We start from the raw sequence: 12,537 nt of genomic DNA on the forward strand, positions 1-12,537 counted from the left end.
GCTCCTCGTTAGGCAATCATCCACACCAGCACTTGCATGGCCAGCCAGGCAAACACCCCGGCCAGGACATCGTCAAGCATGATCCCGACACCCCCGTGCACGTGGCGATCGATCCAGCGGATTGGCCAGGGCTTGAGAATGTCGAAGAAGCGGAACATCAGGAAGCCGGCGACCAGCCAGAGCCAACCTTCCGGTACCAACCACAGGGTTATCCACATCCCGACCATTTCGTCCCAGACGATGCCTTCATGGTCATGAACGCGCAAGTCGGTAGCGACCTTGCCGCACAGCCAGAAGCCGAACAGCATGGTCAGGCCCAGCATCAGCCAATAGCCCCAATCCGGCAGCATCTGCCAGAGCGGGACAAACGGCAGTGCCACCAACGAACCCCAAGTGCCAGGAGCCTTGGGAAGGGTGCCAGAGCCGAAGCCGAAGGCAATGAAGTGCCAGGGATTGCGCCAGACCGACGGAGGAACGAACTCCGCAGGCACCTGGTTGGGGTGGTCGGTCACGGTAACTCCCTAAAATGTTGATAGCCCCGCTGGTCCGGGGTGATGTCCTGGCCCTGCTGGTCGAAGAGCCTGACTCCGGCGCCTTCAAGCACACGTCCGACGACGTGGATCGGCCAACCCGCCGTCGTCAGGGACGAGAGGTATGCGGGCGGCAAGGTGAACGCCAGTACGTAATCATCACCGCCGCTCAAGGCTGCATGCCGAGCCTCATCGAGGCCCAGGAAGCCTTTCAGGGCAAGAGACAGGGGCAGTTGTTCGAGGTTCACCTGGAGCGCCACGCGGGAAGCCTTGGCGATATGGCCACAGTCGGCCAGCAGACCATCGGAGATGTCCAATGCTGCCGTGGCCTTGCCGCGCAATGCCTGCCCCAGCGCCAGCTGCGGCGAAGGGGACCAGTAATGTGCAAGCAGCGGCTCGGCCAGCTCGGCATCGGCCTGACGTTGACCCAGCACCAGGGGCAAGGCCCCGGCTGCGTTGCCCAGATCACCGCCCACGCACAGCAGGTCACCGGCTCGCGCGCCACTGCGCACCAGGGCCTGACCAGCCGGAACCCGGCCGAACACGGTCATGGTGATGCTCAGGGGTCCGCGGGTGGTATCGCCTCCCACAAGGCTCAACCCGCAATGGCGGGCCATCTGGTTCAAGCCTTCGGCATAGGCTTGCAGCCAATGGGCGCTGACGTCGGGCAGGGTAAGTGCGAGGGTGAAGGCGATGGGTATGGCACCCATCGCTGCCAGGTCGCTGGCGGCCACTGCAAGGGAACGTTGGCCTAGCAGCCGGGGATCGGGGTCCGCCGGGAAATGTATTCCGGCAACCAAGGTATCGGTGGACACTGCCAGCTGTTCGCCAGCCGGCAGGTCCAGCAGGGCGCAGTCATCGCCGATGCCCAGGCCCACGCCTTCGCCCCCCTGCGCACAGGGCGCGGCAGCGAAGTAGTGGCTGATCAGCTCGAACTCACCCATGGTCAAGGGGCGCCCGGATCAGCGCCGTCCCGCCTTGACTTCGGCTTCGCGCAGGCGTGGCGCGAGCTTGTCGAGCACACCGTTGACGAACTTGTGGCCATCGGTGGCGCCGAAGACCTTGGCCAGCTCCACGCCTTCGTTGATCACGACGCGATAAGGCACATCGACGCGCTTGATGAGCTCCCAGGTGGACAAGCGCAACACGGCGAGTTCGACCGGGTCGAGCTCTTCCAACGCCAGGTCTAGGCAAGGCGCCAGCGCGCTATCGATTTCGCCCTTGATCGTGGGAACACCGTGAATGATCTCGCGGAAGTAGGCACCGTCGACATCGGTAAAATCGTTATCGACCCGGAACTGCGCTTCGATTTCGTTCAGCGAATGCTTGGCCATGTGCCACTGGTAGAGAGCCTGGGTCGCGAGCTTGCGGGCCTCGCGACGCTTGACGCTCTTGGAGGGCTTGCCAGCATCCGCAGGTTTGGGATCGCGCGGGTTGAAACGATCGCTTTCGTCGCTAATCACTTGGCCTCCAACTGCGCCAGCAGACTGACCATTTCCAGAGCGGACAGGGCAGCTTCGGCACCTTTGTTACCGGCCTTGGTGCCGGAACGTTCGATGGCTTGCTCGATGGAGTCGACGGTCAGAACGCCAAAGGCCACTGGAACACCGAACTCCATGGACACCTGGGCCAGGCCCTTGGTGCACTCGCCCGCTACGTATTCGAAGTGCGGAGTACCGCCACGGATCACGGCGCCCAGGGCGATGATCGCGGCGTACTCGCCTTGTTGGGCGACTTTCTGTGCTACCAGCGGGATCTCGAAGGCGCCAGGCGCACGGATGATGGTGATTTCGCTTTCGTTGACGCCATGGCGAACCAGGGCATCGACGGCACCGCTCACCAGGCTTTCGACGACGAAGCTGTTGAAGCGGCCAACCACCAAAGCATAGCGACCTTTGGGGGCGATGAAGGTACCTTCGATGGTCTTCAGGGTCATTCCGGTGTTCTCATTTTAAAGAGCGAGGCCGCGCCGGGGCGACCTGCAGGAGGGTTTGGACACGAGCGGCAGTACGCCAGGGGCGGTCATATCACTCGGAAGGCACGTATTCTACAACTTCCAGATCGAATCCGGATATCGCATTGAACTTCATTGGCGAGCTCATCAGGCGCATCTTGCGCACGCCGAGGTCACGCAGGATCTGCGAACCCGCGCCAACGGTGCTATAGGTGGTCGGCACCTTGGTCTGGGCATCGCCCGCGCTTTCGCGGATATGCGCCAGCAGGACATCGCCGTCGAGTGGATGGCCGAGCAGCAGGACCACACCACGACCGGCCTCGGCGACGGCGGTCATGGCCGCGCGCAGGCTCCAGCGACCAGGCTGCTTGACCATCAGCAGGTCGCGCAGCGGGTCCATGTTGTGCACCCGGACCAGGGTCGGCTCGTCGCCGCAGATCGTGCCCAGGGTCAGGGCCATGTGCACGTCGCCTTCCACGGAGTCGCGGTAGGTCACCAGGTTGAACGGCGCCAGCTCGCTGTCCAGCGGTTGCTCGGACACCCGTTGCACAGTGCGCTCGTGGATCATGCGGTAATGGATCAGGTCGGCGATGGTGCCGATCTTGATGCCGTGCTGGGCAGCGAAGGCTTCCAGTTCGGGACGGCGCGACATGGTGCCATCGTCGTTCATCACCTCGCAGATCACCCCGCTCGGCTCGAAACCGGCCATGCGCGCCAGGTCGCAGGCGGCTTCGGTGTGTCCGGCGCGAGCCAGGGTACCGCCTGGCTGGGCCATCAACGGGAAGATATGTCCTGGGCTGACGATGTCTTCGGCCTTGGCATCACGGGCGGCGGCGGCCTGCACGGTGCGCGCGCGGTCGGCCGCGGAGATGCCGGTGGTCACCCCTTCGGCGGCCTCGATCGAAACGGTGAACTTGGTGCCGAAACCCGAGCCGTTGCGCGGCGCCATCAGCGGCAGCTTCAGGGTCTCGCAACGCTCACGGGTCATCGGCATGCAGATCAGGCCGCGGGCATGCTTGGCCATGAAGTTGATGTGTTCGGCCTTGCAGCACTCGGCGGCCATGATGATGTCGCCTTCGTTCTCGCGATCCTCATCGTCCATGAGGATGACCATCTTGCCTTGGCGGATGTCTTCCACCAATTCTTCAATACTGTTGAGCGCCACGCGGCACCCCCTTCTCGATCAGGATTTCAGGTAGCCGTTGGCGGCCAGGAAACTTTCGGTGATGCCACTGCCCTTGCTCGGCTCCGCGGCCTTGTCACCCAGCAGCAGGCGCTCCAGGTAGCGGGCCAGAAGGTCGACCTCAAGGTTCACCCGACGACCCGGGCGGTAATCGGCCATGATGGTTTCGGACAGGGTGTGCGGGACGATAGTGAGCTCGAACTCGGCGCCATCGACCAGGTTGACCGTCAGGCTGGTGCCGTCGACGGTGATCGAGCCCTTGTGAGCGATATACTTGGCCAGGTCCTTGGGAGCACGAACGCGGAATTGGATGGCGCGCGCATTATCGCTGCGCGAGACGATCTCGCCGACGCCGTCGACATGGCCGCTGACCAGGTGACCGCCCAGGCGCGTGGTAGGCGTCAGGGCTTTCTCCAGGTTGACTCGACTGCCGCTCTTGAGGTCGACGAAGGCAGTGCAATCGAGCGTTTCGCGGCTGACGTCGGCCCAGAAGCCGTTGCCTGGCAGCTCGACCGCGGTCAGGCAGACACCGTTGACGGCGATGCTGTCACCGAGCTTGACGTCGCTCAGGTCGAGCTTGCCGGTTTCGACATGGACGCGTACGTCACCGCCCTTGGGCGTGATGCTGCGGATGCTGCCGATGGATTCGATGATGCCTGTGAACATGAGTCCTCCTCGAGAACAGGGCTGTGCGTCTCAAGCCCGCGATTATACGCCGCAGGCCGGCAAAGGGATGGCCGTGATTCGCCAATCATCGCCGACTGCGCGCATTCCGGTGATTTTGAGCCGCGGTGCTTCGCTCATCTTCGCCAAAGGCCAATCGAGCAGCGGGCGGGCGTCGGATCCCAGGAAGGTACCAGCGACGAACAACTGGTATTCGTCGATCAGTCCTAGACGAGCAAATGCGCCGACCAGGCCGGCTCCGGCCTCGAGCAGGACTTCGTTCACTCCGCGCGCCGCCAGGGCCCGCATGAGTGCCTGCAGGTCGACGTATCCATTGATGCCAGGCAGCGACAGCAATTCGTGGCCAGCCTCGGCGTAACGTGGCTCATGCGCGGCGGCGGTGACTACCAAAGCAGGGCCTGCCTGGAAGAAGGGTGCGTCCAGCGGCAGGCGCAGACGCCCGTCGATCAGCACGCGCAAGGGGGGTCGTGACAACGCCAGGGCCGTAGTCTCCGCGTCCAGGGCGAGTTCGGCCGCGCGCACGGTCATGCGCGCCTTGTCGGCAAGGACACTCTCGGCGCTGGTCAGGACCACGCTGGAACGGGCGCGCAGGCGCTGCACCGCGGAACGCGCGGCGGGCCCGGTGATCCACTGGCTTTCGCCGCTGGCCATCGCCGTACGGCCGTCCAGGCTCATGGCCAGTTTCGCCCGTACATACGGCAGGCCATGCTCCATGCGCTTGAGGAAGCCTGGGTTGAGCGCACGCGCCTCGGCCTCGAGAAGGCCGCTGCCGACCACGATACCGGCTTCGGCCAGGCGCCCGAGGCCTTGCCCGGCTACCTGCGGATTGGGATCCTGCATGGCTGCGACCACGCGAGCCACGCCAGCCTTGACCAGCGCTTCGGCGCAGGGGGGCGTGCGCCCATGATGACTGCAGGGTTCCAGCGTCACATAGGCACAGGCGCCCCGGGCGCGCTCCCCGGCCTGGCGCAGGGCATGGACCTCGGCATGCGGCTCGCCTGCGCGAACGTGCCAGCCTTCGCCCACGACCTCGCCATCGCGCACGATCACGCAACCGACGCGGGGATTGGGATGGGTGCTGTACAGGCCCTTGCGGGCCAGCTCCAGCGCCCGCGCCATGTAGTGGGCATCGAGGATGGCGGTCTGGCTGGGCATCTCTACTCTTTAGCTGGCTCGCGGGCCAAGCGGTCGATTTCTTCGCGGAACTCTTCCAGGTCGCGGAAGCTTCGGTAGACAGAGGCAAAGCGGATATAGGCAACCTCGTCGAGCTTGCGCAGCTCGGCCATCACCAGTTCGCCGACGACCAGCGACTTGACTTCCCGTTCGCCGGTGGCTCGCAGCTTGTGCTTGATGTGGGCCAGTGCCGCTTCCAGGCGCTCGACGCTGACCGGACGCTTCTCCAGCGCCCGCTGCATGCCGGCACGCAGCTTCTCTTCATCGAAGGGCTGCCGAGTGCCGTCCTGCTTGATCAGGCGAGGCAAGACCAGCTCGGCGGTCTCGAAGGTGGTGAAGCGTTCGCCACAGGCGACGCATTCACGCCGACGGCGCACCTGTTCGCCCTCGGCGACCAGACGCGAATCGATGACCTTGGTGTCGTTGGCACCGCAAAAGGGACAGTGCATGGTGGCAGGCAACAAAAAAAGGGAGGGCCATGGTAGCGCATCCCACTCGCAAGACAAGTCAAAGGGGTTACCATCGAGTGAAAACTGCCCCTGAAGGACTTCATCATGCACCATCGAGCGCTCGTCGTGCTTTGCCTTGCCAGTTTCCTGGTAGCCTGCGGCAGCGACAGACCGAAGACCGAACAAGCCCCACCGACGCCGGCGCCAAAGGCCGTCAAGCAACACCAGCCCCCCGGCCCTCTTCCCGCCTACCAGCGCGAACTCAGCGGCACCCTCCTGGAAGTACCCGCCGGCGCGGAGGTGGAACTGGCACTGCTAGTGATAGACGAGCGCGGACGCCCGCAGCGCCTGCTGGCCAGTGACAACCTGCTGGGTACGGGGCAGCCCTTGCCCTATCAGCTGCGCTTCAACCCGGAAGCTTTTCCGGCCGGGGCCCGCGTCGAACTGCGCGGTCGTGCCAGCCGCTCGGGGCAACTGATCCTTCACCTGCCGGCCTTGCCCATCACCCAGGCCCAGACCCAGGCCACCGGCACGCTGCGCTTCGAAAAGGCGCCGTAGATGGCGCCGTTGCAGTTGCAGCAGGCCCTCGGCGAGTTGATCGGCGAGGCACGCCTGACCGTCAGCGAACTGCCAGACTGCGCGTTGAAGCTGTGGCTGATCGACGCGCAGAACATGGACCGTGCGTTCAATCCGGACGAAACCCGGCGCATCCTGGAAGACCCTCCCTACTGGAGCTTCTGCTGGGCCAGTGGCCTGGCCATGGCGCGTTATCTTGCCGAACACCCGTACTGGGTGCAGGGCAAGCGTGTGCTGGATTTTGGCGCGGGTTCAGGTATCGCCGGAATTGCCGCGGCCCGCGCGGGCGCCCTGGAGGTAGTCGCTTGCGATCTCGATCCATTGGCCCTGGCCGCGTGCCGGGTCAATGCGGCGCTCAATGAGGTGGAGCTGGGCTACAGCGAGGATTTTTTCGCTGAAGAAGACCGCTTCGACCTGATCCTGGTCGCGGACGTTCTGTATGACCGCGCCAACCTGCCGCTGCTCGACGCGTTTCTCAGCCGGGGCCAGCAAGCACTGGTCGCCGACTCGAGGGTTCGCGACTTCAGTCACCCGCTCTATCGGCCGCTCGGCGTACTGCAGGCGCTGACGCTGCCGGACCTGGCCGAACCGCACGAATTCCGCCGGGTCAGCCTGTACCACGCCAGTCGCCAGCCTTTATAGTGGTATCCATCCCAGAGTTTGCGAGAATCGCGATGAGCCAAGCCTCCAATAACACAGCCCTGCCGTACATCTTCGATGCCAGCGATGCCAGCTTCCAGCAACTGGTCATCGACAACTCTTTTCACAAGCCGGTCCTGGTGGACTTCTGGGCCGAGTGGTGCGCGCCCTGCAAGGCGCTGATGCCCCTGCTGGCCAAGATCACCGAGGAGTACCAGGGCGAGTTGCTGCTGGCAAAGGTCAACTGCGACGTCGAGCAGCAGATCGTCGCCCAGTTCGGTATTCGCAGCCTGCCGACGGTGGTGCTGTTCAAGGACGGTCAACCCGTCGATGGTTTCGCTGGCGCACAGCCTGAATCGGCGATTCGGGCAATGCTCGAACCTCACGTGCAGATGCCCGCCCCGCCAGCCGCTTCCCCTTTGGAGCAAGCCAAGGCGCTGTTCGCCGAGAGCCGTTTCAGTGAAGCCGAAACCCTGCTCCAGGCACTTTTGAGCGAAGACAACAGCAACGCCGAAGCGCTGATCCTCTACGCCCGCTGCCTGGCCGAGCGTGGCGCGCTGAGCGAGGCGCAGGCGGTGCTGGACGCGGTCAAGACCGACGAGCACAAGGCCGCGCTGGCCGGCGCCAAGGCGCAGCTGACCTTCCTTGCCCAGGCAGCCAGCCTGCCGGAAGCCGCCGAGCTCAAGAGTCGCCTGGCGCAGAACCCGCAGGATGACGAAGCCGCTTACCAATTGAGCATTCAGCAACTGGCACGCCAGCAATATGAAGCGGCGCTCGACGGCCTGCTCAAGCTGTTCCTGCGTAACCGCACCTATGAGAACGGTTTGCCGCACAAGACATTGCTGCAGGTGTTCGAGCTACTGGGCAACGATCATCCACTGGTGGGTGTGTACCGGCGCAAGCTGTTTGCGGCACTGTACTGAGCGGGGAATGAACGCCGTGCCTTGCCAGCGCACGGGGTCATCCCAGCCAGTGATACAGTGGCGAATCCGCCCGACTTTCCACCCTCACCTCCGCGCTGTGCCGCAGGCGGACCAGCAGCCGCTTGCCGGCCGCGGCACTTCCGGTCAGTGCGGACAGTTGGTCCAGCAATTGTGGGCCATCCATCTGGCCGGCCTGACGTAGCAGATCGCAGGCTGTCTGCCAGAGCCCATCGTCCTGGCGTGACGGGGTGACAGCCGCGCTCGTGGCCGGGGCCTGACTGCCCCAGGGCTCTGCTTGCCTTCCCAGCCGAGCCCATTCCTGCGCATCGAGCTCGATGGTCAGGTCTACAGGCCAATCGCCTATCTGTCCGCGAATTCTCATGTGACTGCCCTTGCACAAATTGAAGGCGTCCATGCTCCCATGCGATAGCGGCATCGCCAAGCGACATGCTGGTGCTTACGGCAAAATTTGTTATAACATTACGAAATCTTCTTGTCGCCCGGGGTCATCCATGCGCCGCCTGTTGCTCGTCCTGCCCTTCGCTCTGCTGCCTCTGGTTGCCGCTCACGCTCATGACGAACATGATCACGCCCATGGAAGCCTTGACCCTCACGAACATGGCGTGGCCAGTATCAATGCAGTCCTCGAGGGTAATGCCCTGGAATTGGAACTGGACAGCCCGGCAATGAACCTCGTCGGTTTTGAACATGCTGCCAGCAGTGACGCCGACAAGGCCAAGGTCGAGTCTGTACGCCAGCAACTGGAACAACCACTGACGCTGTTCGGCCTGGACAAGGATGCCGGGTGCCGCGAAAGTGCCAATGAGCTAAAAAGTCCCTTGTTCGGCAAGGCTCCAACGGCCAAGGCCGAGAGCCATGGCCATGATGGCAGCCATGAACATGAACACCAGCACAGCGACATCACCGCTCACTACAAACTGACTTGCTCCTCGCCTGAAAAGCTTGCCCAGATCGACCTGGCTCCTTTGTTCAAGGCCTTCCCGACGACCCATAAGATCAACGTGCAGCTGATCGGCCCCAATGGCCAGAAGGGAATGGAAGCGAACGCCTCCCAGGCAGCGGTCGCCTTCTGAAATGAATCCGCTGATCGATCTGCATGACGTTGTCTTCGCCTGGCCTGGGCAACCCGCGCTGCTGGATATTCCGGAGTTCCGCCTGGAGGCCGGCGAGGCAGTGTTCCTCAAAGGCCCAAGCGGCAGCGGCAAGACTACGCTGCTGGGGCTGCTTGGCGGCGTGAGTCGCCCTGGCCAAGGCAGCATCCGCTTGCTCGGGCAGGATCTGGGTGCTTTGAGCCAGGGGGCTCGCGACCGTTTTCGCGTCGATCACACCGGCTATATCTTCCAGCAGTTCAACCTGTTGCCGTTTCTCTCCGTGCGGGAAAACGTCGAACTGCCTTGCCGCTTCTCGCGTAACCGGGCCGAGCGTGCCGTGCAACGCCATGGCAGTGTCGACCAGGCTGCCGCGCAACTGCTGGCCCATCTCGGCCTGAATGACCCAACGCTGCTTGCCCGCCGCGCCGACACCTTGTCGATCGGTCAGCAGCAACGCGTGGCCGCCGCTCGTGCCCTGATCGGCCAGCCCGAGCTGGTGATCGCCGACGAACCGACCTCGGCACTCGATGCCGACACCCGCGAAGCCTTCATCCGCCTGCTGTTCGACGAGTGCCGTAGCGCCGGCTCCAGCCTGCTCTTCGTCAGCCATGACCAGAGCCTTGCGCCGCTGTTCGACCGTCATCTGTCCCTGGCCGAGCTCAATCGCGCGGCCAAGCCCCGGGAGGCCTGATGTACCTGCTTCGCCTTGCCCTGGCCAGCCTGGCCAACCGCCGCTTTACCGCTTTCCTCACGGCGTTCGCGATCGCCCTTTCGGTGTGCCTGCTGCTGGCCGTCGAACGTGTGCGCACAGAGGCGCGCGCCAGTTTCGCCAGTACCATCAGCGGTACCGACCTGATCGTCGGCGCCCGCTCTGGATCGGTGAACCTGCTGCTCTATTCGGTATTCCGTATCGGCAATGCCACCAACAACATTCGCTGGGACAGCTACCAGCACTACGCCCAGGACCCGAGGGTGAAATGGGCCATCCCCATTTCACTGGGCGACTCTCACCGCGGTTATCGGGTCATGGGTACCACGGAGGACTATTTCGCGCACTATCGATACGCCCGCAAGCAGCACCTGCAGCTCAGCCAGGGGCGCGCCTTCGCGGACAATCCTTTCGAGGTGGTGCTGGGCGCGGAGGTCGCCGATGCCCTGCACTACAAGCTCGGTGACAGGCTCGTGCTGGCCCATGGCGTCGCCGCGATCAGCCTGGTCAAGCACGATGACAAGCCGTTCACCGTCGTCGGCGTGCTAGCGCGGACCGGCACGCCGGTGGACCGTACCCTGCACATCAGCCTGGGCGGGCTGGAAGCCATCCACATCGATTGGCACAACGGTGTCCCGGCCCGCGGCGCCGGGCGGATCAGCGCCGAGCAGGCACGCGCCATGGACCTGCAACCAATCGCCATCACCGCGTTCATGCTTGGCCTCAACAACAAGATCGCCACGTTCAGCCTGCAGAGGGAGATCAACGAATTGCGCAACGAGCCGCTGCTGGCGATTTTGCCTGGCGTAGCGTTGCAGGAACTCTGGAGCCTGATGGGCACTGCCGAACAGGCGCTCTTCGTGGTCTCGCTGTTCGTGGTCCTGACTGGCCTGATCGGCATGCTCACGGCCATCCTCACCAGCCTCAACGAACGTCGCCGGGAGATGGCCATCTTGCGCTCGGTCGGGGCCCGCCCCTGGCACATCGCTGGCCTGCTGGTACTGGAAGCCCTGGCCCTGGCGCTATCGGGGATTGCTGCCGGACTGGGCCTGCTCTACCTTGGGATCGCGATAGCTCAAGGCTACGTCCAGGCCAACTATGGCTTGTACCTGCCCCTCGCCTGGCCCAGCTCGCACGAGTGGACCTTGCTGACCATCATCCTCGGCGCTGCGTTGCTGATGGGCAGTGTGCCGGCGTGGCGTGCCTATCGACAGTCATTGGCCGATGGTTTGTCCATCCATCTTTGAGAGTCCGGTATGCCCCGCTTCCTGCTGCTGTTTCTGCTGCTCGTCGCGTCTTCGTCGTGGGCCGGCGAGTCGCGGACCCTGGATTGGCCACAACTGATTCCGGAAGGCGCGCCGATCATCGAGCCGCAGATGACGCCACTGCATGACATGTCCCGGTTGTCGCAACTGGGCGACGCACTGGCCGCCGAGTCAGCGCCGGCAGCGGTCCAGCCGGCACCCGATGCGCCGGTGGTCGAGGCACTGGACGGCCAACAGGTCAAGCTGCCCGGTTATATCGTGCCCTTGGAGGTCAATGAGCAGGGGCGCACCACGGAGTTCCTCCTGGTGCCTTACTACGGCGCCTGCATCCATGTCCCGCCGCCTCCGTCCAACCAGATCGTGCACATCTTCAGCGAAATGGGCGTGCGTGTCGAAGACCTCTATCAGCCCTATTGGATCGAAGGGCGAATGCAGGTCAAGGCCGCCCGCAGCGAACTGGCCGACGCCGGTTATCAGATGCAAGCCGGGAAAATCTACGCCTTTGGGCTGCAATGAGAACTGTGTCCGCTCTAGGCCGTATCTTTCATTGAGCTAAGTCAATTTTTGCCCGTTCACAGCTCCGTACCATTGGGCCACAATTTTTTATGTCCTTTGGGAGCTTCCATGAACAAGTCATTGCTCGGCGTCTCGCTCGTCGCCCTGGCGCTTGCGGCGCCTGTTGCTCAAGCCCACCAGGCCGGCGACTTCATCCTGCGTGCCGGTGCCATCACCACCGCACCGAATGAAGACAGCGGCGAGATCAAGCTCGATGGCGCCAAGGCCTCCGGCACCAAGGCCACCCTGGACAGCGATACCCAACTGGGCCTGGCGTTCGCCTACATGCTCACCGACCACGTCGGCCTCGAACTGCTTGCCGCAACGCCCTTCCAGCACACCGTAGGCGTGAAAGGCCTGGGTGCCGGCCTCGATGGCAAGCTGGCCGATATCAAGCAACTGCCGCCAACATTGTCGCTGCAGTACTACCCGATGGAAGCCTCTTCGCGTTTCCAGCCGTATGCCGGTATCGGGATCAACTACACGCTGTTCTTCGACGAAGACCTGAGCAGTGCACGCAAGGACCAAGGCTTCAGCAATATCAAGCTGCAGGACTCGGTCGGCCTGGCCGGCCAACTCGGTATGGACTACATGCTGACGGACAATCTGCTGTTGAACGCCGCGGTCTGGTATGTCGACATCAATACCAAGGCGACCATCGATGGACCGACGGCATTGGGCGTGGGCAAGACCAAGGTCGATGTGGAAGTGGACCCGTGGGTCTATATGGTCGGTATCGGCTACAAGTTCTGATGTGATCGGGAGCGGCCTGCAATGGGCCGCTC

At 63.6% G+C, this 12,537-nt stretch carries 17 protein-coding genes; 8 read left to right on the forward strand and 9 right to left on the reverse strand.

Annotated features, from left to right (window positions below; translation table 11 throughout):
* Positions 1-8: 8 nt before the first annotated feature.
* From G7009_RS15185 to nrdR, 8 genes are all read right to left on the reverse strand, one after another.
* Positions 9-512 carry a phosphatidylglycerophosphatase A family protein gene (locus tag G7009_RS15185; protein WP_181130895.1) on the reverse strand — a complete coding sequence of 168 codons (504 nt, stop codon included), beginning with the start codon at positions 510-512 and terminating at the stop codon, positions 9-11.
* Complete coding sequence (gene thiL, locus G7009_RS15190) at positions 509-1,474, reverse strand: thiamine-phosphate kinase (RefSeq protein ID WP_181130896.1); 966 nt, start codon at positions 1,472-1,474, stop codon at positions 509-511. The genes G7009_RS15185 and thiL overlap by 4 nt, the downstream gene beginning before the upstream one ends.
* Before the next feature lie 18 nt (positions 1,475-1,492).
* Positions 1,493-1,993 (reverse strand): transcription antitermination factor NusB, encoded by a 501-nt coding sequence (gene nusB, locus G7009_RS15195; protein WP_181130897.1) that lies wholly within the window; start codon positions 1,991-1,993, stop codon positions 1,493-1,495.
* A complete protein-coding gene (gene ribH, locus G7009_RS15200) occupies positions 1,990-2,466 on the reverse strand; it encodes a 6,7-dimethyl-8-ribityllumazine synthase (protein WP_181130898.1) in 477 nt (158 codons plus the stop codon). Before ribH ends, nusB begins: the two co-directional genes overlap by 4 nt.
* A 91-nt stretch (positions 2,467-2,557) precedes the next feature.
* Entirely contained in the window at positions 2,558-3,649 is a 1,092-nt protein-coding gene (gene ribBA, locus G7009_RS15205) for a bifunctional 3,4-dihydroxy-2-butanone-4-phosphate synthase/GTP cyclohydrolase II (protein WP_181130899.1), read from the reverse strand.
* Between the two features lie 18 nt (positions 3,650-3,667).
* Positions 3,668-4,333 carry a riboflavin synthase gene (locus tag G7009_RS15210; RefSeq protein WP_181130900.1) on the reverse strand — a complete coding sequence of 222 codons (666 nt, stop codon included), beginning with the start codon at positions 4,331-4,333 and terminating at the stop codon, positions 3,668-3,670.
* A 42-nt stretch (positions 4,334-4,375) separates the two neighbouring features.
* Positions 4,376-5,506, reverse strand: coding sequence for a bifunctional diaminohydroxyphosphoribosylaminopyrimidine deaminase/5-amino-6-(5-phosphoribosylamino)uracil reductase RibD (ribD, locus tag G7009_RS15215; protein WP_181130901.1), 1,131 nt, complete (start codon positions 5,504-5,506; stop codon positions 4,376-4,378).
* Between the two features lie 2 nt (positions 5,507-5,508).
* A complete protein-coding gene (gene nrdR, locus G7009_RS15220; protein WP_181130902.1) occupies positions 5,509-5,973 on the reverse strand; it encodes a transcriptional regulator NrdR in 465 nt (154 codons plus the stop codon).
* Positions 5,974-6,078: 105 nt separating this feature from the next.
* Between nrdR and G7009_RS15225 the strand changes: the two genes are divergently transcribed.
* The 3 genes from G7009_RS15225 to trxA are packed head-to-tail and all read left to right on the forward strand — an operon-like array spanning position 6,079 to position 8,111.
* Positions 6,079-6,531, forward strand: coding sequence for a YbaY family lipoprotein (locus G7009_RS15225; protein WP_181130903.1), 453 nt, complete (start codon positions 6,079-6,081; stop codon positions 6,529-6,531).
* Entirely contained in the window at positions 6,532-7,191 is a 660-nt protein-coding gene (locus G7009_RS15230) for a class I SAM-dependent methyltransferase (RefSeq protein ID WP_181130904.1), read from the forward strand. It begins immediately after the preceding gene.
* A 32-nt stretch (positions 7,192-7,223) separates the two neighbouring features.
* On the forward strand, positions 7,224-8,111 hold the full coding sequence (gene trxA / locus G7009_RS15235; RefSeq protein ID WP_181130905.1) for a thioredoxin: 888 nt from the start codon (positions 7,224-7,226) through the stop codon (positions 8,109-8,111).
* A gap of 37 nt (positions 8,112-8,148) precedes the next feature.
* On the opposite strand, the gene G7009_RS15240 is transcribed toward trxA, so the two are convergent.
* Positions 8,149-8,493, reverse strand: a complete 345-nt coding sequence (locus tag G7009_RS15240; protein ID WP_181130906.1) for a hypothetical protein — start codon at positions 8,491-8,493, stop codon at positions 8,149-8,151.
* Positions 8,494-8,623: 130 nt separating this feature from the next.
* Here G7009_RS15240 and G7009_RS15245 point away from each other — a divergent pair, with 130 nt between their 5' ends.
* The 5 genes from G7009_RS15245 to G7009_RS15265 all read left to right on the forward strand — a co-directional run bounded on the left by G7009_RS15245 (position 8,624) and on the right by G7009_RS15265 (position 12,505).
* A complete protein-coding gene (locus G7009_RS15245; protein ID WP_181130907.1) occupies positions 8,624-9,205 on the forward strand; it encodes a DUF2796 domain-containing protein in 582 nt (193 codons plus the stop codon).
* A gap of 1 nt (position 9,206) precedes the next feature.
* Positions 9,207-9,914 (forward strand): ABC transporter ATP-binding protein, encoded by a 708-nt coding sequence (locus G7009_RS15250; RefSeq protein ID WP_181130908.1) that lies wholly within the window; start codon positions 9,207-9,209, stop codon positions 9,912-9,914.
* A complete protein-coding gene (locus G7009_RS15255; protein WP_181130909.1) occupies positions 9,914-11,179 on the forward strand; it encodes an ABC transporter permease in 1,266 nt (421 codons plus the stop codon). Before G7009_RS15250 ends, G7009_RS15255 begins: the two co-directional genes overlap by 1 nt.
* Positions 11,180-11,188: 9 nt before the next feature.
* Complete coding sequence (locus tag G7009_RS15260; protein ID WP_181130910.1) at positions 11,189-11,713, forward strand: DUF3299 domain-containing protein; 525 nt, start codon at positions 11,189-11,191, stop codon at positions 11,711-11,713.
* Between the two features lie 108 nt (positions 11,714-11,821).
* On the forward strand, positions 11,822-12,505 hold the full coding sequence (locus G7009_RS15265) for an OmpW/AlkL family protein (protein ID WP_181130911.1): 684 nt from the start codon (positions 11,822-11,824) through the stop codon (positions 12,503-12,505).
* Positions 12,506-12,537 lie beyond the last annotated feature (32 nt).

Source organism: Pseudomonas capeferrum (genome assembly GCF_013523055.1).
In the GTDB taxonomy this organism is placed as follows: Bacteria; Pseudomonadota; Gammaproteobacteria; order Pseudomonadales; family Pseudomonadaceae; genus Aquipseudomonas; species Aquipseudomonas capeferrum_A.